Raw genomic sequence first — 20,055 nt, 5'->3', positions numbered from 1 at the left:
AATCTTCCCATCTCGAATTGTAGACGGGGGTGTTAAAAGCCACGTTAACGATGGAGTCAGCGACGGTTTCTGAGGACAGATCAGAAGGTTACACGAGTGTCCACCGTGCCGTAGAGACCGCCGCCGCGCACGCGATCGTTAAGGAAACCCATCGCGGCGCCGAATTGCAGCATGCCAAACCTTATGCCGGTCACATGGCCGCCGATCCGCCATTGCTGGAAGAAGTTGTCGCCCAGCATGCCGACCTCGGGACCGACATAGATGCGGTCGGCGAAGGCCATGCCGAATTTCAGGCGGCCGTAATAGGAGCTGAAATTCGAGGAGTAGGAGAACACGCCCGCGATCATCGTGTCGTTGGTCGGCGTGACGTAGAAGTCTGTTGCGACCTTGATGCCGACGCTCGTGCCCTTGGCCTGGTTGTTCGGGTCGTTGGGCGAAATGGTGGTGTTGACGATCTCGCCGCCGAGATAGACCGAAACCGTCGCGCGCTTGAAGACCCATTCATAGCCCATGAGCATGGCGCCGCCGGTCAGGTTGCCGTTGACCTTGCCGACGCTCGTGGAGTCATAGGTGTAGGTGCCGACGATGCCGCTGGCGCGCACGCGAAAGCCGCTGCGGTCGAGCGGCGTGAACGGCGCAATCGTGCCGATGAGCGCGGCCGAATAGGCCGCCTGGCTCGTTCCGTCCAGCGCGATGTCGAGCGTGGCGCGCGGGGCCTTGGGGAGCGGCGGCCCGTCGGTCGGGACGCCAGTATACCAATCCGCGGCGCGCGCGGTCGTCCCGAATGTCATCGATATCGCCAAAGCGATGACGAAAGCCGATGTTCGAGACGCGCGCATGGTCGAGACAACTCATTTGCCTGCGGGCGATCTCTCGCCCTTCGCCGCATTCCGCGCCCTTCATGGCGCCTGCATGCGCGAGCAGAGTTGCTTTACGGGACTTAACAAATTGATGCGGTTTTGAGGGAAGGAATTCTTATGGCTAAGATTGATTTAAATGCTCCGGTCCTGGTCGGGAGGCGCTTGCGCGAAGAGGTCGGGGGCTGGCGCCCCCGCTGGCGGCGCGCTCATCAGCGCCACGGCGGCGGCGAGCTGCGCGAGGTCCTCCGGCCGCGACAGGCGATGGTCGCCGTCGGCGATGAAGGTCAGCGTCACAGGGTCCGCCGAGAGACGCTCGACGACGGCGAGCGCATGGCGCCAGGGCACGTCCGGGTCCGCCATGCCTTGCAGAATATGCACGCGCGCATGGGCGCGGATCACCCCGCCGAGCAGCAGATGCCGGCGTCCGTCCTCTATGAGCCGGCGCGTGATCGGCGTCGGATCGGCGGCGTAAGGAGAGGCGCGCATCCAGGCGCCTTTCTCCATGATCTCCCGGCGCGCCGCCTCGTCGAGATTCTTCCACATCAGCTCTTCGGTGAAATCGACCGCCGGGGCGAGCAGCACCAGGCCGGCGAGGCGACGGCTCTCCTTCCTTTCAGCGAGGCGCTGCGCGAGCAGCAAGGCGATCCAGCCGCCCATGGAGCTGCCCACGACGATCTGCGGGCCCTGCGTCGAGCGGTCGAACAAGGCGGCCGTCTGCTCCAGCCAGTCGCCGATGCAGCCCTCCTCAAACCGCCCGCCCGAGACGCCGTGGCCCGAATAATCGAATCGCAGGAAGGCGCGGCCTCTCTCCTGCGCCCATGCGTCGAGAAAGCTCGCCTTGTTCGACTCCATGTCCGAGGCGAATCCGCCGAGCCAAACGAGTCCAGGACCGCCGTCGCCAAGGCCCGTCGCCTGGCGCAGGCGCCGCGCGATGCGCCAGGACGCGCCGCCGGAGGGATTTTCGACGTCGACATGATCGGTGACGGTCTCGCTCAAGCTCGTCTCTCTAGAGTTTCGGGAGGCGCAAGCCCTGCGCGCTTGAATTCCCGCGTTTTGCTCATAGTTGGTAAATAATCTCGTAAGAGAATGCGAGCGTTCGCAACGTAACAAACGGCCCGCTCGTCCCTTATCAAATGTCCCAGACCCTCGCCCCCCTCGCCGCCGCCGACGCCTCGCTGATCGGCCGCACGGTGCTGCAGATCGTTCCCGACCTTCAGTCGGGAGGGGCGGAGCGCGCGACCGTCGATATGGCGGAGGCGCTCGCGGCCGCGGGCGGGCGCAGCCTCGTCGCCTCTCGCGGCGGGCGCCTGGTCAGCGAGCTGCAATCGAAGGGCGGCGTGTGGCTGCCTTTCCCGGCGGCGACGAAGAACCCCATCGCCATGGCGCTCAACTCCGTTCAGCTCGCGCGCATCATCCGCGACGAGGGCGTCGACATCGTGCATGCGCGCTCGCGCGCGCCGGCCTGGGTCGCTTACTACGCCACTCGGCAGACGGGCGTGAAATTCATCACCACCTATCACAGCGCCTATTACGGAACCTCGCCGATCAAACTGCGCTACAACGCCATCATGGCCTCTGGCGACATCGTCATCGCCATTTCGGATTTCGCGGCGGCGCGCATCCGGAAGCTTCACCCGGAAGCCGCCGATCGCGTCGTCGTCATTCCGCGCGGCGCGGACCTGCGCCTCTTCTCGCCCGCCGCCGTGTCGCCCGCGCGCGTGCAAAGGCTGCGCGCCGAGTGGGGCGTCGCGCCGCATGAGCGCGCGGTGCTGCTCCCCGCGCGTCTCGCCGCGCGCAAGGGCCACGCCGTGATGATCGACGCGGCGAAGCGCCTCGCCGCCGATTTGCGGGACGACATTCGCATTCTCTTCGTCGGCGATCCGCGCAGCGACAGCTTCCGCCGCAATCTGGAGACCCAGATCGCCCGCGCGGGGCTCGAGGGCTTTGTGCGCATCGTCGGTCATTGCGACGACATGCCGGCCGCCTATCTCGCCGCCGCCGTCATCGTCGCGCCCTCCACCGAGCCCGAGGCCTTCGGCCGCGTCGCCATCGAGGCGCAGGCCATGGGGGCGCCGGTGATCGTCTCCGATATCGGCGCCGCGCCCGAGATCGTGTGCGCGCCGCCGCAGTGCCGGGCGCAGGAGGCGACGGGCTGGCGCGTGCCGCCCGGCGATCCGGCGGCGCTGGCGGGGGCGGTCGCCGAGGCGCTCGCGATGAAGGCGTCGGCGCGCGACGAGATGATGCTGCGCGCGCGGCTCAACGTGCAGTCGCGCTTCTCGGTCGAGCAGATGCAGCGCGCGACGCTCGAGGCTTACAAGCGTCTGCTTCAGCATTAGCCCCGACGAGTCCCCATTAACGTCGAAGAATCGCCCTTATGCGGCGGGATGCTTCCTTCATCGCCACTTAAAGGAGCGATCGAAATGAAGCGTATTTCTGTATTCGATCCCCTCGCGCGCGGCCTCGCGCATCTTGCGGCCCCCGCCGCGGCCTTCGCGGCTCTGGCCCTTCTCGCCGCCCCCGTCGCGGCGGTGAGCGCCCCTGACCCCAACGATCCGCATGGCGTCTGGCTTCGACCGGAGGGGGGCGAGCAGTTCAGCTTTTACGATTGCGGCGCTCTGTTGTGCGCCAAGCTCATCTCGGTGAAGAAGCCCGAGGACGAGAAGGCGATCGGCACCGTGATCCTGCGCGGCGCGGCGAAGAGCGGCCCCAACGAATGGAAGGGCAAGCTTTACAACGCCAAGGACGGCAAGACCTATGACGGTTTCATCACCATCAAATCGGCGAATGAGCTGCGGTTGAAGGGATGCCTCTGGGGCTTCCTGTGCAGCGGCGAGACCTGGACGCGCGTCGCCGCGGCCAAGGCTCAGAGCGCCGCCGCGGCGCCCGCGCATGGTAAGGAGTCCGCGCGCGCCGAATAGGCCCGGTTCAGGCCCATCCTCCGCCCAACTTCTGGCGCCGCCTCCCGGGCGGCGCTTTTTTATGCGCGCCAAAGATGAAGTTTTATCGCCCGCGCGCTCGCCAAACGCGCCGCGGCCTTTAAATTGCTTAATCGAATCAATATCACGGCAGGGGGCTCATTGAACGAGAATCCGTTACATCTTGAATCCTATCGCGAGGCGCTCGTCTTTCTCGCCACGGCGGGCGTCGTCGTCCCGCTGTTCCATCGTCTGCGGGTGAGCCCGGTGCTCGGCTTCCTGCTCGCGGGCGCGGCGCTCGGGCCGCGCGGGCTGGGCCGTTTCTCGGAGCCGGGCAATCTCGCCTCCTTCTTCACGATCGCCGACGTGCAGGGCGTCTCGCAGCTCGCCGAGTTTGGGCTGGTCTTCCTGCTCTTCATGATCGGGCTGGAGCTCTCCTGGGAGCGCCTGGCGCGCCTGCGGCGCCTCGTCTTCGGCCTGGGCCTCGCCCAGGTCGGCGTCTGCTCGACCGTCCTCGCCCTTGTCGGCCGATACTGGTTCGGCGTGGATACGGCGCCCTCCATCCTCATGGGCGTGGCGCTCGCCATGTCCTCGACCGCCGTCGTCATGCCGGTGCTCTCGGAGGGCCGGCGCATCAACAAGGCGCCGGGCCGCGTCGCCTTTTCCGTCCTGCTGCTGCAGGATCTCATGGTCGCGCCGGCGCTGTTCTTCGTCTCCTTCATGGCGCAGGCCAAGGACGGTTTCAGCGCGCTCCAGGCCGTCTCCGCCTTTCTGCCGGCCTTTCTCGCGCTCGCCGGCCTCATCGTCTTCGGCCGCCTGCTGCTGCGTCCGCTGTTCCGGCTCGTCGCCTCGGTCCAGCTCACCGAGCTTTTCATGGCGGCCTGCCTTCTGGTCGTTGTGGGCGAGGCGCTGGTCACGGCCGCGGCGGGGCTCTCAATGGGTCTCGGCGCTTTTGTGGCCGGCCTGCTGCTGGCCGAAACCGAATTCCGCCGCGAGATAGAGGTGACGATCGAGCCCTTCAAGGGCCTGCTTCTCGGCCTCTTTTTCGTCTCCGTCGGCGCGGGCCTCGATATCGGCGCGGTCATCGCCGATCCTGCGTCGGTCGTCCTGAATGCGCTGGGCCTGACCGCCGTGAAGGCCGCCATCATCTTCCCGCTCGCTTTGCTCTTCGGCATCGAATGGAGCGCGGCGGCGGAGGCGGCGCTGCTGCTGGCGCCGGGCGGCGAATTCGCCTTCGCTCTCCTCACCTCCGCCATGCTGGCGGGCGTGCTGCCCGGCCATTTCGGCGCCGACGCCATGGTGGTGGTGACGCTTTCCATCTTCTTCATTCCGTTCCTGGGCCGGATCGGCGCGCGGCTCGGCCGGCCGGCGGAGCGAGAGGACGACGAGGTCCAATACGCCCACTTCGCGCCGGAAGGCGGCGTCGCCGAGGGGCGCGTGGTGATCGTCGGTTTCGGCCGCATCGGCAGCCTCGTGGGGGAGATGCTCTCCCGCCACAACGTGCCCTTTGTCGCCGTCGAGAATGTCGTCTCGCTCGTCGCGCAGGGGCGCGAGAAGGGCGTCGAGATTTACTGGGGCAACGCCACGCGACGGGAGCTCCTCCTCCGCTGCGGAATCGAGCAGGCGCGCGCGCTGGTCGTCACCATCGAGAATGCGCCCGCCGTCGAGGAGGTCGTGCGCATCGCCCACGAAATTCGCGAGGATCTCATCATCGTCGCCCGCGCCCGCGACGCCCGTCACGCCACGGCGCTCTACGGCCTCGGCGCCAGCGACGCGATCCCCGAAACGATCGAGGCGAGCCTCCAGCTTGCCGAGACCGTGCTCGTCGACGTCGGCGTGCCCATGGGCTACGTCATCGCCTCGATCCACGAGAAGCGCGACGAATTCCGCAAGATATTGCAGCCATCCGGCGAGGAGGCGCGGGCGCGGCAGACGGAGCGGCGCAACCAGATCAAGCGCGAGCAGGCCCGTCGCCGCATCTCCGGCCCTGCGAAGGAAGAGGAGGAGGAGGCTTAGCTTTCCTGCGGGATGGGGCCAAAAATCTCGCCAAAGCTGATAGTTGCATAAGCCGCGCCCCGATAAGAGAAATTCATCTTGCGCGAGGAGGCTGGAGGATATATTCCTAACTAGGAATTCCATCCCCGCTACGGCCTTTCGATGACCGACATCCTCTCTCACGCGCAGATCTGGGCCGCGATCGACGCGCTCGGCGAGCGCTACGGCTTGACCCCCTCCGGCCTCGCCCGAAAGGCGGGGCTGGACCCGACCACCTTCAACCGCTCCAAGCGCGAGACGCCGGAGGGACGTCAGCGCTGGCCCTCGACGGAATCCATCGCCAAGGTTCTGCAGGCGACGGGGGCGAGCCTCGACGAATTCATGGCGCTCGTCTCCGCCAACAGCTCGGCGACGCGGCGCCATACGCGCCCGCTGATCGGACTCGCCCAGGCGGGGGAGGGCGGCTTTTTTGACGACGCCGGCTTCGCGGTGGGAGCCGGCTGGGACGAGATCGACGTGCTCGCCGACGCCGACGAGCACTCCTATGCGCTGGAAATCTCCGGCGACTCCATGGCGCCGCTCTACCGCGACGGCGACATCGTCATCGTGTCTCCCGCTGCGCCCATTCGCCGCGGCGACCGCGTGGTGGTGAAGACGACCGCCGGCGAGATCATGGCGAAGGAGCTGAAGCGCCAGACGGCCCGCTTGATCGAACTGCGTTCGGTCAACCCGGCCTTTCCCGACCGCGTCATTCCGCGCGAGGAAGTGAGCTGGATGGCGCGGATTTTATGGGCGAGCCAGTGAGAGGAGCTGTGCTATAGAACGATTCCTAACTCTTCCGGAGATGGGTCCGAACATGCGTCATTCCCTGATCGCCTCACTTTTCGCTCTCCTGTCGCTTGGCGCCGGCGCCGCCCGCGCGCAGGACGCGCTGCGCGATCAGGCGAAAGGGCTTTTCGAGCCGATCCCCAAGACCGCGCCGGCGCTGGCCGACAATCCGGCGACGCCCGAAAAGCTCGCGCTCGGCAAGATGCTCTATTTCGAACCGCGCCTGTCCGACAGCCGCACTTTCGCCTGCGCGACCTGCCACAATCTCAGCATGGGCGGCGTTGACGGCGGCGCGCTGTCGAGCGGCGCCGCGCAGCTCGCGGGCCGCGAGGTGCAGACCGTCTTCAACGCGGTCTTCAACAAGTCCCAATACTGGGACGGCCGCGCCGGCGACCTCAAGGATCAGGTCGTTAATTCGGTGATGGCCAATCCCAAGGCGATGCTGAAAACGCGCGGCGGCCCGATGGCGATCAACCCGAGCGAGCTCGCCGCCACCAAGCAGCGCGAGATCGAGCAGCTCAGGACGATCTCCGGCTATGGCGACCTCTTCAAGAAGGCCTTTCCCGGCGAGGCCGAACCGCTCGTCTACGACAATATCGGCCGGGCCATCGCCGTCTTCGAAGCGACGCTGATCACGCCCGACGCGCCTTTCGACCGCTGGCTGACCGGCGACGACGCGGCGCTTTCCGACGATCAGAAAGCGGGTCTCAAGCTCTTCATCGACAAGGGCTGCTCGGGTTGCCACAACGGCGTCAATGTCGGGGGCAAGAGCTACGCCAAATTCGGCGTCATCGCCAATCCGGGCCCCGAGCACCTCCCGGCGGAGGACGCCGGCCGCTACGCGGTGACGAAGAACATCGCCGACCGCTATGTCTTCAAGGTCCCGTCGCTGCGCAATGTCGAACTGACGGCCCCCTATTTCCACACGGGCTCGACCTTCGATCTCGGCAAGGCCGTCAATGTGATGGCCGAGTCGCAACTGGGCGTGAAGCTGTCCGATGACGAAACGACGAAGATCGTCGCTTTCCTCAAGTCCCTGACCGGCAAGCAGCCGGAAATCATGCTCCCGATCCTGCCGCCGCGCGAGCGGTAAGCCCATCGGGAATGCAAAGAGAAAGGCGGGCGGCGAAGCGCCCGCCTTGTCGGACGCTTGCGCCAATTGTCGACAAATCCCTGGCGCGGCCTCGTCCTTCGAGTGGCGCCGATACCTCCCCTTTACGGGGAGGTCGGCGGTCGAAGACCGCCGGGTGGGGTTCTCGCCGCCGCCACATAGATTAGGGCTGACCCCACCCGACCCCGCTTCGCGGGGCCACCCTCCCAGTAAAGGGGAGGGATTTGCTCACGCCCTGCGTTCACCCGAGACCCTGGTGGCGTCACCGCCGCTTGTCGCATTTTGCTTCACCCGACGCTCCACCTCAGCACCGGCTTCCTCGCCGCAAGCGTCTCGTCCACGCGCCGACGCGGCGCGAAGCGCGGCGCCTCGGCAAAGCGTTTCGTATCGCCTTCCTTGGCGCTTTTCACGAGATCGCGCAGCGTCGCTATGAAGAGATCGAGCGACGCCTTCGATTCTGATTCCGTCGGCTCGATCAGCATCGCGCCATGCACGACGAGGGGAAAATACATCGTCATCGGATGGTAGCCCTCGTCGATCATCGCCTTTGCGAAATCGAGCGTGGTCACGCCCGTTCCCTTCAGCCACGCGTCGTCGAACAGGACTTCATGCATGCAGGGACGGTCGCCGAATGGCTGGCTCATCACCTCGCGCAGCGAGGCGCGGACGTAATTCGCCGACAGGACGGCGTCCTTCGAAGCCTGCGCGATTCCATCGCCGCCATGCGCGAGCATGTAAGCGAGCGCGCGCACGAACATGCCCATCTGGCCATGGAAGGCCGTCATGCGGCCGAAGCTCTGCGTCCCTTCCGCATGTTCAACGAGCGCAAGCTTCTCGCCGTCGCGGCGGATGAACGGAACCGGCGCGAAGGGCGCGAGACGTTTTGAGAGAACGACCGGCCCGGCGCCCGGCCCGCCGCCGCCATGGGGCGTCGAGAAGGTCTTGTGCAGATTGATATGCATGGCGTCGACGCCGAAATCGCCAGGACGCGCCACGCCCGCGATGGCGTTGAAATTCGCGCCGTCGCAGTAAAAATAGGCGCCCGCTTCATGAACGGCTTCCGCGATCTCCGCAATCTCGCGCTCGAAGAGCCCGCATGTGTTGGGGTTCGTGAGCATGATCGCGGCGACGTCGGGACCGAGCGCCGCGCGCACGGAGTCCGCGCGCACGGTTCCGTCTTCCGCCGCCGGCGCCACGCGCACGGAGAAGCCGAGCAGCGCCGCCGTCGCCGGGTTGGTGCCGTGCGCCGATTGCGGAATCAGCACGACATTGCGCGTCGCGCCTTCGCCCCTCGCCGCGATGGCGGACTTGATCGCCATCATGCCGCAGAGCTCGCCATGGGCGCCCGCTTTCGGCGAGAGCGCGACGGCGTGCATGCCGGTAAGCGTCATCAGCCAGTCGGCGAGCGTCTGCATCAAGGCGAGCGCGCCCTGAACGGTCGAGACCGGCTGCAACGGATGGATGTCCGCGAAGCCCTCCAGTCGCGCCATCTTTTCGTTGAGGCGTGGATTGTGCTTCATCGTGCAGGAGCCGAGCGGATAGAGACCCGCGTCGATCGAATAGTTCTTGCGCGACAGGCGCACATAATGGCGCATCGTCTCCGGCTCGGTGAGGCCGGGAAGCCCGATGGCGTCCTTGCGTTCGAGGCCGCCGAGACGCGGCGTGATCTGCGGCGCCTCGTCCAGGTCGACGCCGGTCGCATCGAGCCGGCCGATCTCGAAGAGCAAAGGCTCTTCCTGATCGAGCCCGCGATTTCCCGTGAAGGTCTCAGGCGTTTCTTCAATGTGAGCAGGGCGGTCGAGCATCAGAGCGCTTCCTCGAGCGCGGCGGCGAGGGCCGCGCGGTCTTCATGCGTATTGGTTTCGGTGCTGGCGACGAGAAGGAGATCATCCAGGCCCGCATTCGGGAGGAGCCGCGACACGGGAACGCCTGCGATCACCCCTTTCGCCGCCAGCTTCTCGACGAGCGACCCGGCGTCGCCCTTAACGCGAAGGGTGAATTCGTTGAAGAAGCTCTTATTGACCAGTTCGACATTCGGGACCCTCTCGAGCATCTCCGCGAGCGCCACGGCGTTAGCGTGATTGAGCCGCGCGAGCTTCGCCAGCCCCGCCTCGCCGAGCAGCGTTAGATGAATCGTGAAGGCGAGCGCGCAGAGGCCCGAATTGGTGCAGATGTTCGAGGTGGCCTTGTCGCGGCGGATATGCTGCTCGCGCGTCGAAAGCGTCAGCACATAGGAGCGCCGTCCGTCGGCGTCGACGCTCTCGCCTGCGAGCCGCCCCGGCATCTGCCGCACATAATCGCGCCGCGTGGCGAAGAGGCCGACATAGGGGCCGCCGAAATTCAGCGCATTGCCGATGGACTGGCCTTCGCCGACGACGATGTCCGCGCCCATGGCGCCCGGCGGCGTCAAGAGGCCGAGCGACACCGCTTCCGTGAAGACCGCGATCAGCAGGGCTCCATGCCTGTGGCACGCCTCCGCGATCTTTGTGAGATCGCGGAGATTGCCGAAGAAGTCCGGGGTCTGCACGACGACGCAGGAAAGGGTTTCGTCGATCCGCGCAATCAGATCCTCGGCGCCGAAAATGTCGGGCGCCATGTCCACGACCTCGTCGTCGGCGAGGCGCGAGATCGTGCGCGTCACTTCGGCGTAATGCGGATGCAGCCCGCCCGAGAGCAGCGCCTTGCGCCGCTTCGTCAGCCGATGCGCCATCAGCACCGCTTCGGCGGTCGCGGTCGAGCCGTCATACATGGAGGCGTTCGCCGCGTCCATGCCGGCGAGCAAGGCGACCTGCGTCTGGAACTCGAAAAGATATTGGAGCGTGCCTTGCGATATTTCCGGCTGGTAAGGCGTGTAGCTCGTCAGAAATTCCGAGCGCTGGATCAGATGGTCGACGCTCGCGGGCGCATGATGGCGATAGGCGCCGGCGCCGACGAAAAAGGGAACGCGGCCCGCCGGCGTATTGCGCGCGGCGAGGCGCGAAAAGACGCGCTCGACCTCGAGCTCGGATTTGTGGGGCGGCAGATCGAGCGGCGCTTTCAGAAGCGTCGACGCCGGCGCGTCCGCGAAAAGCGCCTCCACATTCGCGACGCCGACCGTCGCGAGCATCGCCTTTCTGTCGGCGTCGGACAGAGGATGATAACGCATCTTCTTGCCGTCCTTTCGCGCTACAGGCTCTTCACGAAGCCGGCGTAAGCCGTCTCGTCCATCAGCGTTTCCGATTCGCCGGCGTTTTCCACGCGCAGCTTCACGAGCCAGCCTTCCGCCAGCGGATCGTCATTGACGAGGGCGGGCTTCTCGCCGAGCTCGGCGTTCACCTCGATCACCTCGCCGGAGACCGGCGCATAGACCTCGCTCGCGGCCTTGACGCTTTCGATGACGGCGAGTTCCGAGCCCTTCGTGACCTTTTTTCCGACGGCGGGAAGATCGACGAAGACGATGTCGCCGAGCTGCGACTGCGCATAGTCGGAAATGCCGATCGTCGCGGTGTCGCCGTCGAGGCGGAGATATTCGTGGTCCTTGGTGAAACGCAGCCCGCTCATGTCGTCTCCCTCAGTTCGGCTTGAAGTAGCGATGCGCGACGAAAGGCAGCGGCGCGACGTCGACGCCGATGCGGTTGCCCCGCAGCTCGGTGAAAACCGCGGCGCCCGGCGCGGCGAAGGCGCGCGCGACATAGCCCATGGCGATCGGCCGCTGCAGGGTCGGCGAGAAACCGCCGGACGTGACGTGTCCGACGACCTCGCCGCTCTCGGAAATCAGAATGGCGCCTTCGCGCGCCGGCGCCTTCGATTTCGGCAGCAGGCCGACCCGCAGGCGCGCCGGCCCGTTGCGCAAGGCGGCGTCGATGCGGTCGAAGCCCGGAAAGCCGCCTTCCATGCGCCGTCTTTTGCCGATCGACCAGGCGAGGCCCGCCTCCACCGGGTCGGTCGTCTCGTCGAGATCATGGCCATAGAGCGGAAGACCGGCCTCCAGGCGCAAGGCGTCGCGCGCGCCAAGCCCGACAGGCGCGACGTCCGGGTTTTGCAGAAGCGCGTTCACGAAGGTTTCGGCGCGGTCAGCCCGCAGGGAGATCTCGAATCCGTCTTCCCCGGTATAGCCGCTGCGCGAGACGAAGAAGCTCGAATCGCCTTCCTCGAAGGCCTGCCAGTGCATGAAGCGAATGTCCTCGGCGCCGGGGAGGAGGGCGCCGAGGATGGCGGCCGCGCGCGGCCCTTGCAGGGCGATCAGCGCGCGGTTCAACGGGAGAAAGTCGAAATGCGGCAGGCGCTCGCGAATGAGCGCGAAATCGTCGGCCTTCCGCGAGGCGTTGACGACGAGGAGCAGGCGCTCCTCGACGCCGGGCAGGCGCGTGACGAGGAGGTCGTCGAGAACGCCGCCTTTTTCGTTCAAAAACTGGGTGTAGCGGGTGCGTCCCGGCGCGAGGCCGGCGATGTCGCCAGGCGTCAGGCTCTCCAGCGCCCGCGCGGCGCCGGCGCCGGCAAGGATCGCCTGGCCCATATGCGACACGTCGAAGAGCCCCGCTTTTTGTCGCGTGTGAAGGGTCTCCGACACGATGCCCCCCGCATATTGCAGCGGCATGTCATAGCCGGCGAAAGGGGCCATGCGCGCGCCCAGGCTGCGATGCAGGGCGTCGAGCGGCAAATGCGCCAGCGGCGCGCTCTCGAGATTGGGCTCGGCGGCCATGGACGACTCTCCGGCGTTGGGCAGTCAGCGCGGCAAGCGGAATCCCGCTTTACCGAGCGCCCCCTCTGTCCGGTGACCTGAGAGATTTCCCCGCGCTCTCGCGGGTTACGCCCTTCGGTGGACGAAGCGCTCGCGCGCCGCGCCGCTTTCCAGAGTCTCTTTCCCCCCGCGGTCCTTTTGCCTGAGCGTTTCCGGGGCGGTTTCGCCTTCGGCGCCGGCGCGCGCCGGTCTCTCCCGCGAAGGAGCTTGCAAACCGCAAGATGTGCCTCGTTTCGCGGCGCGTCAAGCCGGACCATCGCGATATTTGCGCACGGGGCGCCCGCGCGGCTATTCTTTCGGCGCCTTTCTCCCGCATGGCTGGCGGCGCCATGCTTCATCTTGGCTTTCACTCTGGGCGCTGCGGCGAATGTGGCAGGAGCAGTTCGACTACTTTTGGGACGGCCGGCGACGGCTGGTCATCGGCTCTTTCGACGGCGCCGAGCGGGGGCCGTCGGCGGCGGCGCATCCCGCGCTCATCGTGGTCTCGGCGCGGGACGCGGGGTTTGACGAAGAGCCGACGCTTGTCGACGCGATCGACGCCGCGCGCTGGCGCGCCGGGCCCGCAATATGCGACCTGCCGCCCGAACATCGTTTCGTGCGCCTCGTCGCCCCCGACGGCGGCGAGCTGACGCTGCATCTCGGATCCGAGCGCGATCAGCCGCCCTTTGGCGACTACCGCCTGCTCATGACGCTTTTGCCCGAGGGGAACAGCGCGGAGGCGGCCGTCTTCCGTCTCGTCTCGCTGTCGCCGCGCGGCGATGTGGAGCGCCTCGCCCGCGAGCAGACGGCCGCGGCCGGGGCGCGCCTGGTCTGGGCCTTCGGCCAGCGCCGCGCCTTCGAACAGGCGCCGAGCGGCGCCTTGATTGCGCGCCTTTCGCCTGCGCGCCGGGTCTTTCCCGCCTATCAGAGCCGGTTGCTGCTCGAGGCGCGCGCGCTGGAGACGGAAACGGCCGCCGACACGCGCGAGGCGCCTTTCGCCATCATGCAGCATTGGCTGCGCGAGAACGGCGCGCCGCGCGCGGCGCTGCGGCTGCGCATCCCCGATTCGCTCGAGGAAAGCGCGACGCTTCTCGGCCGCACCTCGGTCGCCCTCGCCCTCAACCAGCGCCGCCGCCTGCGCGGCTGGATGCAGGAGCAGAAACAGGCCGGCGAGCCGATCGTCGATCTCCTGACCTTCGACGACATCCGCCAGGCGACGGGCGAGCCCGAGGAATATCCCGACGCCGTGGAGGCGAACGACGCCTTCGTCGTCGCCAATCTCCTCAATCTGCTGCTCGACCCCGATTCGCCCGAGGCCGACGGCGTCGCCGTGCGCCGTAGCGGCGAGAAGAACGGCGCCGGCCTCGGGGAGACGATCGAGATCGACTTTTACGGCGCCGCGCTCGGCGACGAGGTCGGGCTCGTCTCGCCGGCGGCGCGCGCGGGCGATCTCGGGGTCGCGCCCATCGATCCCGGCGGGCCGGCCTTCGCCCGGCTCTTTCGCATCGAGGCGGACGGCCTCGTTCCCCGTCGTCTCGCGGACGACGATCCGCTGCTCGACGAGCTGATGCGCCGCGCCGCGACCGCTTCGGCGCGCGTCAGCACGGGTGCGGCGGCGCGGGCCTTCGCGGAACGCGCGGCGGGCCTCAAGGGACGCCGCGAAAAGCTTGTCGCCGGCGCCAACGACGCGCTGGCGCGCGCCGGATTTCCCGCGCGCTTTTCCGCCGCGGGCCTGTGGGACGTTTTCGAGCCCCTGCAGCAGGCCAATTTCGCCGCGCTGGCGACGGAAGCCCCCGCTCCCGCGCGGGAGGCGCTGCAGCATGCCGGCGGCTATGCGGCCTACGGGACCGATCCCGCGCTCGCCGCTCTCATCGCGCGCGGCGGGCCGCTCGTCCAGAACCCCCGGATCGGCGGCGAGCCGCGCGCGGCCGTTTCGCTCGCCGCGCGCTACGCCGCCGCCTGCGGCGCCGAGGGGATGCCGCCGCCGGGGCTCGACGTCCCGGGGCAGCTCGCCGCGTTGCGCGCTCTGTCGCAGGAGGAAGACGCGCGCATTTTGCGCGAGGCGCGCATCGGCCTGTCGCCCGATCCAGACCTGCGGCGCGCCGCCGCGCTCGCCGCGCGACGGCTTGCGGATGTCGCGGGCGCCCAGCGCGCCATCGCCCATTTCGAGAGAAGCCGCGACCTCGAAAGCGCCTCGGCGCTCGCCGACTATCTCGCCGCGCGGCGCGCCGGCCGCTGGATTTCCGCGACTTCCGCGCCCGCGCTCGCCTCCCTCATCGCCCGCGCGGGCGTCGAACGCGAGGAGGAGCAGACCCGCGTCGCCGCCGGCATGAGCGCCGCAGCTGCGTCGTCGCCGCCTGCGCCCGAATCGGCGCGGCAAAAGCCGAAGGGATTTTTCAAACGCCTGTTCGGGGGGTGACGGAGTGGCGGCCCGCGAGCCCTGCTCCCTCTCCTTGCGGGGATGAGGCCGGGATGAGGGGCGAGCCCCACAAAGCGTTCGGCTCGGGGCCGCAAAAAGCAAGAGCGCCGGCGTCCCGTCGCTCCTCACCCTGACCCTCGCCCCGTTTTACGGGGAGAGCGAGGTCAATGCGGGCGTCTCTTTGTAGAGATCGGGGAAGAGCTTCCTCAAATTCTCGATCTTCGGCAGATCGTTGGAGACGATGTAAGGCGCGCGCGGATGCTGGAGCAGATAGTCCTGATGATAGGCCTCCGCGGGATAGAAGCGGGCTAGCGGCTCAAGCTTCGTGACGATCGGCGCGTCGAAGGCCGCCGCGGTCGAGAGCTGCGATATATAGTCGCGCGCCGCCTTCTCCTGCTCGGGCGTCGCGACGAAAATCGCGGAGCGGTATTGCGTTCCTTCGTCCGGCCCCTGCCGGTTCAGTTGCGTCGGATCGTGGACGACCGAGAAATAGACCTGCAGCAGCCTGCCCAGACTCACGGCCTTGGGATCGTAAGTGATTTCCACGGATTCCGCATGGCCCGTGTCGCCTTGCGAGACGAGAGCGTAATGCGCGGTCTCCGCCGCGCCGCCCGCATAGCCCGAGACGGCGCGGGAGACGCCGCTCACATGTTGAAACACCCCCTGCACGCCCCAGAAGCAGCCGCCCGCGACGACGAGCTTTTGCGGCCCGTTCGCCGCCGGCGCCGGGTCGTAGGCGGGCGGCGGCAGGCCGGCCGCGCGCTCCCGCGCCGTGAGCGGCGACGCGAGGAAGGCGAGCGCCGCGAGAGCGAGACGGGCGGACTTCATCCTGAACGACCTTGCGCTTGTCCGCGCGCGACGAAACGCAGCGCCACGCCGTTCATGCAATAGCGCAGCCCTGTCGGCTTCGGTCCGTCGGCGAACACATGGCCGAGATGCGCGTCGCATCGCTTGCAGGAGACGGCGACGCGGCGCATGCCATAGGAGCTGTCCGCGCTCTCGGCGACATTTGCTTTGGAGACCGGAGCGAAGAAGCTGGGCCAGCCGGTGCCGGAATCATACTTCGTCTTCGAGTCGAAAAGGGCCGTGTCGCAGCAGACGCAGCGGAAGAGCCCGTCCTCATGCGCGTCCCAATAGGGGCCGGTGAAGGCGCGTTCCGTGCCTTCACGGCGCGTCACGTCGTAGGCCAGCGCCGAAAGCTGCGCGCGCCATTGCGCGTCGGTCTTCACGATCTTTTCGACGCGCGAGACGCCGAGACTCCCGCCGGCGGAGTCGAAGGATTCGATCTCGACGCTTTCCGCGGCGCGGGCGCGCCAGGGAAGGAAGGGAAGCGCCAAAGCGCTGGAGGCGAACAGGCGACGGTTCATGAGACTCCCTCAAACGCCGTCATTGCGGAAAGCGAAGCGACGTAATCCAGGGCGATCGGGTGGACTGCTTCGCTCCGCTCGCAATGACGGACCCTATCCTGTTAACTAAGCGTCGCGGCCCCTCGCTCAAGCTCATTTGCGGCCAAAAAGCTTCTCTATGTCGGCGAGCTTCAGCTCCACATAGGTCGGCCGTCCGTGATTGCATTGCGCGGCGCCGGGAGTCGTCTCCATCTCCCGCAGCAACGCGTTCATTTCTCCCGGAGAGAGGCGGCGTCCGGCGCGCACGGAATGATGGCAGGCGCAGGTCGCGAGCGCATGGTCGAGCCTGCGCGACAGGCCGCGCGCGTCGCCATCCTCCGCGAGGAGATCGGCGATGTCCTCGACGAGCCGCCTATGATTGACCTCGCCCAGAATCGCCGGCGCCTCGCGCACCAGCACGGCGCCGGGGCCGAAGGACTCCAGAACGAGACCGAGCGAAGCCAGTTCCTCGAAGGCGGGCGCAAGCGCGTTCATCCGCGTTTCGTCGAGATCGACCACGACGGGCATGAGCAGGATCTGCCTGGCGACGCCCGTCTCCTCGCGTTGCTTCTTCAGTTTCTCATAGACAAGTCGCTCATGCGCCGCGTGCTGGTCGACGATGACGAGCCCGTCGCGCGTCTGCGCGATGATGTATGTCTCGTGCAATTGCGCGCGCGCCGCGCCGAGCGGGGCGCCGTCGATCGATTCGACTGGCGCCTCGTGCACGGGCGCGGCGGGCGCGCCGACGTCGAACGCCGCTTGCGGCGATTCCGCGAAACCGGACGGCGCGAAAGGCGAACGCGCAAGGTCCCAGTTCGCCGGCGCCGGCGCGCGTTGCGAAAAAGCGGAAACCGGTTTTTCGTCCCAAGCGCGCTCCGAACCGGATGAGCCGCGATACTGCGTCTCATAGCGGGGCGCGCTGTCGCGAGCGAGCATGTCGATCGCCATGCGGGCGTTGGCGTTCGCGCTGCGATGGCTTTGTTCGCCGAGCGCCTGTTTGAGCGCCCCAACGACCAAGCCGCGCACAAGGCCCGGATCGGCGAAGCGCACTTCGGCCTTGGCGGGATGCACGTTCACGTCCACGATGCGCGGATCGCAATCGATGAAGAGCGCGACGAAGGGATGTCTGTCATGCGCGAGGAAGTCGAGATAGGCGGCGCGTATGGCGCCGGCGAAGAGCTTGTCGCGCACCGGGCGGCCATTGACATAGACATATTGCGCCTGGGCGTTGCCGCGATTGTAGGTCGGCAGGCTTGCGAGTCCTGTAAGGCGCACGCCCTGCCGTTCGGCCTCGACATGGAAGGCGTTGGCGCGGAACTCTTCGCCGAGCACCTGCGCAACGCGCCGCGCAACGTCTTCGCCGCAGGCGGGGTAGTCGAAGAGCGCGCCGGCGTCGGTCGAAAGCGAGAAGCGCACGTTGGGGTGCGCCAAGGCGAGGCGCTTGACGACGTCGACGACGGCGGCCGTCTCGGTGCGCTCGGTCTTGAGGAATTTCAGCCGCGCGGGCGTCGCGGCGAAAAGCGCGCGGGCTTCAATGCGCGTGCCGCGCGGCCAGGCCGATGCGGTCAGGCCGCGCTTTTCGCCCGCTTCGACGCGGATCGAAAAGCCGTGATCGGCGCCTCGCGCGCGCGTGTCGATCGTGAGATCGGCGACGGCGGCGATGGAGGGCAGCGCCTCGCCGCGAAAGCCGAGCGTCGCGATCTGCGTCAGATCGCCGTCAGGAATTTTCGAGGTGGCGTGACGTTCGACGGCGAGGGCGAGATCGGCTTCGTCCATGCCGCAGCCGTCGTCGATGACGCGAATGAGCCGGCGTCCGCTTTCCTCGATCGCGACGTCGATGCGCGCCGCGCACGCGTCGAGCGCGTTTTCGACCAGTTCCTTTACGGCCGAGCTGGGGCGCTCCACCACCTCGCCGGCGGCGATGCGGTCGACAAGGATGGGATCGAGGCGGCGAACGGGCATGAGGGAGCTATAGCACTTCCGCGCTTGCGCCGTCATGGCGCGCGGGTCGGCGCCGGCGAAGCTGTCCCCGGCGGCCGCCGCAACCTTTTATCGCTTCGCCTCGCGCGCAATGACTCTCACAGCGGCGCCAGCACCAGCGTCAAATTCTCCACCCGCGCCACTCGCGCTCTTGCGCCGGGGCCGAGGCGCTCGACAGGCGCGTCAGCGGCAAGGCGCGCTTCCCAGTCGAGCCCCGACCAATGCACGCGGCCGCCGTCTTTCGTTACGTCGTGAGTCGTCACGAGCTCCCGGCCGACGAGATCGCTGCTCTGGTCCTCCTGCACGTCGGCGGCCTGGAAGCGTTGCAGCGGGCGCCAGCCGATCAGCGCGACGAGGAGGCTCGCGCCCGCGATCAGCGCCAGCGTCTCGGCAAGCGCGGGGCGCCAGCCCGTCACGTAGAGAAGCAGGCTCGCGGCGATGGAGCCGGCGCCGACGAACATCACGGGCGACAGGCCGATGACGAGGATGTCGATGGCCAGCAGCACGAGGCCTGCGATCAGGCTGGCGTTGGCGGGATCGAAGAGGAAAGAAGGCTCCATGGGGTCACCGGGTCTTGCTGCGAGCGCCCTCATCCGACTCCGCTTCGCGGGGTCGCCTTCTCCCGCAGGCGGGAGAAGGAGCGTGCACGCAGATTTTTAATCAAATATCCGTCAGTTCACGCCTTCTCCCGTTCACGGGAGAAGGCGGCCCTCGCGTCAGCGAGGGTCGGACGAGGGCCGCCCCATATTACTCCGGCCGCTGCTGCCATGGCTGCGCATTATTCCGGCCCGCCTGCGGCGGCGTTCCGCCCTTGTTCACCGTGTTCAGCACCGCCATGGCCTTGGCGATCCAGCCCGCGGGATCGGCGCCGTCGCCCATCAGCACGACGGAATTGCCGGCCTTGGCGAGGCGGCCATATTGTTCGATGGCGCTCTTCGCGACTTCGAGCTGCACCGCCTGCTCGCCGCCGACCTGCGTAATCTGCGAGCGCACCAGCTCGATCGCCTTGGCCTGGCCTTCCGCGCGCAGGATCGCCGCCTGCTTCTCGCCCTCGGCGCGGTTGATCTCGGACTGTTTCACGCCCTCCGATTCCAGCACGGCGGCGCGCTTGTCGCGCTCGGCCTTCATCTGCCGCTCCATGGACTGGCGCAGCGACTCGGGCATCTTGATGTCCTTGATCTCATAGCGCGTCACATAGGCGCCCCAGAGCTGCGCGGCGTCCGAGACCGCGCGCACGACGCGCTCATTGATCTCGCTGCGATTCTCGAAGGTCTTGTCGAGCTCCATCGAGCCGATCGCGGAGCGCATGGAGGTCTGCGCCAGATTGATGATCGCGCGGCGAATGTCCTCGGCGCCGTAGGCGGCGTCCTTTGCGTTGACGATCTTGTAATAGAGAATGCCGTCGATGGTGACGGTGGCGTTGTCCTTCGTGATCGCGTCCTGCGCCGGCACGTCGATCACCTGCTCGCGCAGATCGAATGCGTAGGCCACGCGCTCGACGATCGGATAGACGAAATTCACGCCCGCCGAGAGCGTGCGGTTGTAGCGGCCCAGGCGCTCGATCACGAGCACGCTCTGCTGACGCACGAAACGCACCATGCTCGCGAGCGCGAGCAACGCCACATAAGCGAACCAGAACAGCGGATTGTGCAGGATCGGCAGGCCGAGGCCGTAATTGTGGTCGAGCATCAGAAGGGCGATTGAAACGACGCCGACGATGAAAAGCGGGAAGCCCATGGATTCCTCCGTTGGGGCGAGAACTTCACGCGCTTTCGCGCGTGTGGTCTGTTAAAGCTCCAAGGCAATCTCGTCCTTCGAGACGCGAGCTTCGCTCGCTCCTCAGGATGAGGCCCAAGTGGTTGG

At 67.2% G+C, this 20,055-nt stretch carries 17 protein-coding genes and 2 riboswitches; of the genes, 6 read left to right on the top strand and 11 right to left on the bottom strand.

Annotation, left to right across the window (positions count from 1 at the left end; all coding sequences use genetic code 11):
• Positions 1 to 80 precede the first annotated feature (80 nt).
• Both bcsS and ACNHKD_RS00325 read right to left on the bottom strand, forming a co-directional pair.
• The gene (gene bcsS, locus ACNHKD_RS00330) at positions 81 to 791 is read right to left on the bottom strand and encodes a cellulose biosynthesis protein BcsS (RefSeq protein WP_442755144.1); all 711 of its coding nucleotides are present in this window, start codon (positions 789 to 791) and stop codon (positions 81 to 83) included.
• A gap of 201 nt (positions 792 to 992) precedes the next feature.
• Positions 993 to 1,856 (bottom strand): alpha/beta hydrolase, encoded by an 864-nt coding sequence (locus tag ACNHKD_RS00325; RefSeq protein WP_442755143.1) that lies wholly within the window; start codon positions 1,854 to 1,856, stop codon positions 993 to 995.
• A 137-nt stretch (positions 1,857 to 1,993) separates the two neighbouring features.
• On the opposite strand from ACNHKD_RS00325, the gene ACNHKD_RS00320 reads away from it, so the two are divergent.
• From ACNHKD_RS00320 to ACNHKD_RS00300, 5 genes are all read left to right on the top strand, one after another.
• The gene (locus ACNHKD_RS00320; RefSeq protein WP_442755142.1) at positions 1,994 to 3,196 is read left to right on the top strand and encodes a glycosyltransferase family 4 protein; all 1,203 of its coding nucleotides are present in this window, start codon (positions 1,994 to 1,996) and stop codon (positions 3,194 to 3,196) included.
• An 84-nt stretch (positions 3,197 to 3,280) separates the two neighbouring features.
• Entirely contained in the window at positions 3,281 to 3,778 is a 498-nt protein-coding gene (locus ACNHKD_RS00315) for a DUF2147 domain-containing protein (RefSeq protein WP_442755141.1), read from the top strand.
• A gap of 159 nt (positions 3,779 to 3,937) precedes the next feature.
• Positions 3,938 to 5,791 (top strand): cation:proton antiporter domain-containing protein, encoded by a 1,854-nt coding sequence (locus ACNHKD_RS00310; protein WP_442755140.1) that lies wholly within the window; start codon positions 3,938 to 3,940, stop codon positions 5,789 to 5,791.
• A gap of 141 nt (positions 5,792 to 5,932) precedes the next feature.
• Positions 5,933 to 6,574 (top strand): S24 family peptidase, encoded by a 642-nt coding sequence (locus ACNHKD_RS00305; protein ID WP_442755139.1) that lies wholly within the window; start codon positions 5,933 to 5,935, stop codon positions 6,572 to 6,574.
• 52 nt (positions 6,575 to 6,626) lie between these two features.
• Entirely contained in the window at positions 6,627 to 7,691 is a 1,065-nt protein-coding gene (locus ACNHKD_RS00300; protein ID WP_442755138.1) for a cytochrome-c peroxidase, read from the top strand.
• Between the two features lie 305 nt (positions 7,692 to 7,996).
• Here ACNHKD_RS00300 and gcvPB read toward each other — a convergent pair whose 3' ends face one another.
• The 4 genes from gcvPB to gcvT are packed head-to-tail and all read right to left on the bottom strand — an operon-like array spanning position 7,997 to position 12,390.
• The gene (gene gcvPB, locus ACNHKD_RS00295; RefSeq protein ID WP_442755137.1) at positions 7,997 to 9,514 is read right to left on the bottom strand and encodes an aminomethyl-transferring glycine dehydrogenase subunit GcvPB; all 1,518 of its coding nucleotides are present in this window, start codon (positions 9,512 to 9,514) and stop codon (positions 7,997 to 7,999) included.
• The gene (gcvPA, locus tag ACNHKD_RS00290; protein ID WP_442755136.1) at positions 9,514 to 10,854 is read right to left on the bottom strand and encodes an aminomethyl-transferring glycine dehydrogenase subunit GcvPA; all 1,341 of its coding nucleotides are present in this window, start codon (positions 10,852 to 10,854) and stop codon (positions 9,514 to 9,516) included. Before gcvPA ends, gcvPB begins: the two co-directional genes overlap by 1 nt.
• A gap of 20 nt (positions 10,855 to 10,874) precedes the next feature.
• Positions 10,875 to 11,249, bottom strand: coding sequence for a glycine cleavage system protein GcvH (gene gcvH, locus ACNHKD_RS00285; protein WP_442755135.1), 375 nt, complete (start codon positions 11,247 to 11,249; stop codon positions 10,875 to 10,877).
• Positions 11,250 to 11,259: 10 nt separating this feature from the next.
• Complete coding sequence (gcvT, locus tag ACNHKD_RS00280) at positions 11,260 to 12,390, bottom strand: glycine cleavage system aminomethyltransferase GcvT (RefSeq protein ID WP_442755134.1); 1,131 nt, start codon at positions 12,388 to 12,390, stop codon at positions 11,260 to 11,262.
• Between the two features lie 63 nt (positions 12,391 to 12,453).
• A riboswitch (glycine riboswitch) is annotated at positions 12,454 to 12,545 on the bottom strand.
• A gap of 4 nt (positions 12,546 to 12,549) precedes the next feature.
• Positions 12,550 to 12,637, bottom strand: a riboswitch (glycine riboswitch).
• Positions 12,638 to 12,796: 159 nt separating this feature from the next.
• Here gcvT and ACNHKD_RS00275 point away from each other — a divergent pair.
• Positions 12,797 to 14,827, top strand: coding sequence for a hypothetical protein (locus ACNHKD_RS00275; RefSeq protein WP_442755133.1), 2,031 nt, complete (start codon positions 12,797 to 12,799; stop codon positions 14,825 to 14,827).
• Positions 14,828 to 14,974: 147 nt separating this feature from the next.
• Here ACNHKD_RS00275 and msrA read toward each other — a convergent pair whose 3' ends face one another.
• From msrA to ACNHKD_RS00250, 5 genes are all read right to left on the bottom strand, one after another.
• Positions 14,975 to 15,655 (bottom strand): peptide-methionine (S)-S-oxide reductase MsrA, encoded by a 681-nt coding sequence (gene msrA / locus ACNHKD_RS00270; RefSeq protein ID WP_442755132.1) that lies wholly within the window; start codon positions 15,653 to 15,655, stop codon positions 14,975 to 14,977.
• A complete protein-coding gene (msrB, locus tag ACNHKD_RS00265; protein ID WP_442755131.1) occupies positions 15,652 to 16,194 on the bottom strand; it encodes a peptide-methionine (R)-S-oxide reductase MsrB in 543 nt (180 codons plus the stop codon). Before msrB ends, msrA begins: the two co-directional genes overlap by 4 nt.
• Positions 16,195 to 16,326: 132 nt before the next feature.
• Entirely contained in the window at positions 16,327 to 18,174 is a 1,848-nt protein-coding gene (gene mutL / locus ACNHKD_RS00260) for a DNA mismatch repair endonuclease MutL (protein WP_442755130.1), read from the bottom strand.
• A 116-nt stretch (positions 18,175 to 18,290) separates the two neighbouring features.
• Positions 18,291 to 18,752 (bottom strand): NfeD family protein, encoded by a 462-nt coding sequence (locus ACNHKD_RS00255; RefSeq protein ID WP_442755129.1) that lies wholly within the window; start codon positions 18,750 to 18,752, stop codon positions 18,291 to 18,293.
• A gap of 187 nt (positions 18,753 to 18,939) precedes the next feature.
• Positions 18,940 to 19,929, bottom strand: coding sequence for an SPFH domain-containing protein (locus ACNHKD_RS00250; RefSeq protein ID WP_442755128.1), 990 nt, complete (start codon positions 19,927 to 19,929; stop codon positions 18,940 to 18,942).
• Between the last annotated feature and the right edge of the window lie 126 nt (positions 19,930 to 20,055).

It is taken from the genome of Methylocystis sp. JAN1 (assembly GCF_052186135.1).
In the GTDB taxonomy this organism is placed as follows: Bacteria; Pseudomonadota; Alphaproteobacteria; order Rhizobiales; family Beijerinckiaceae; genus Methylocystis.
Note: the sequence above shows the minus strand (reverse complement) of the source record. Positions and strands in the feature narration are given on the sequence as shown.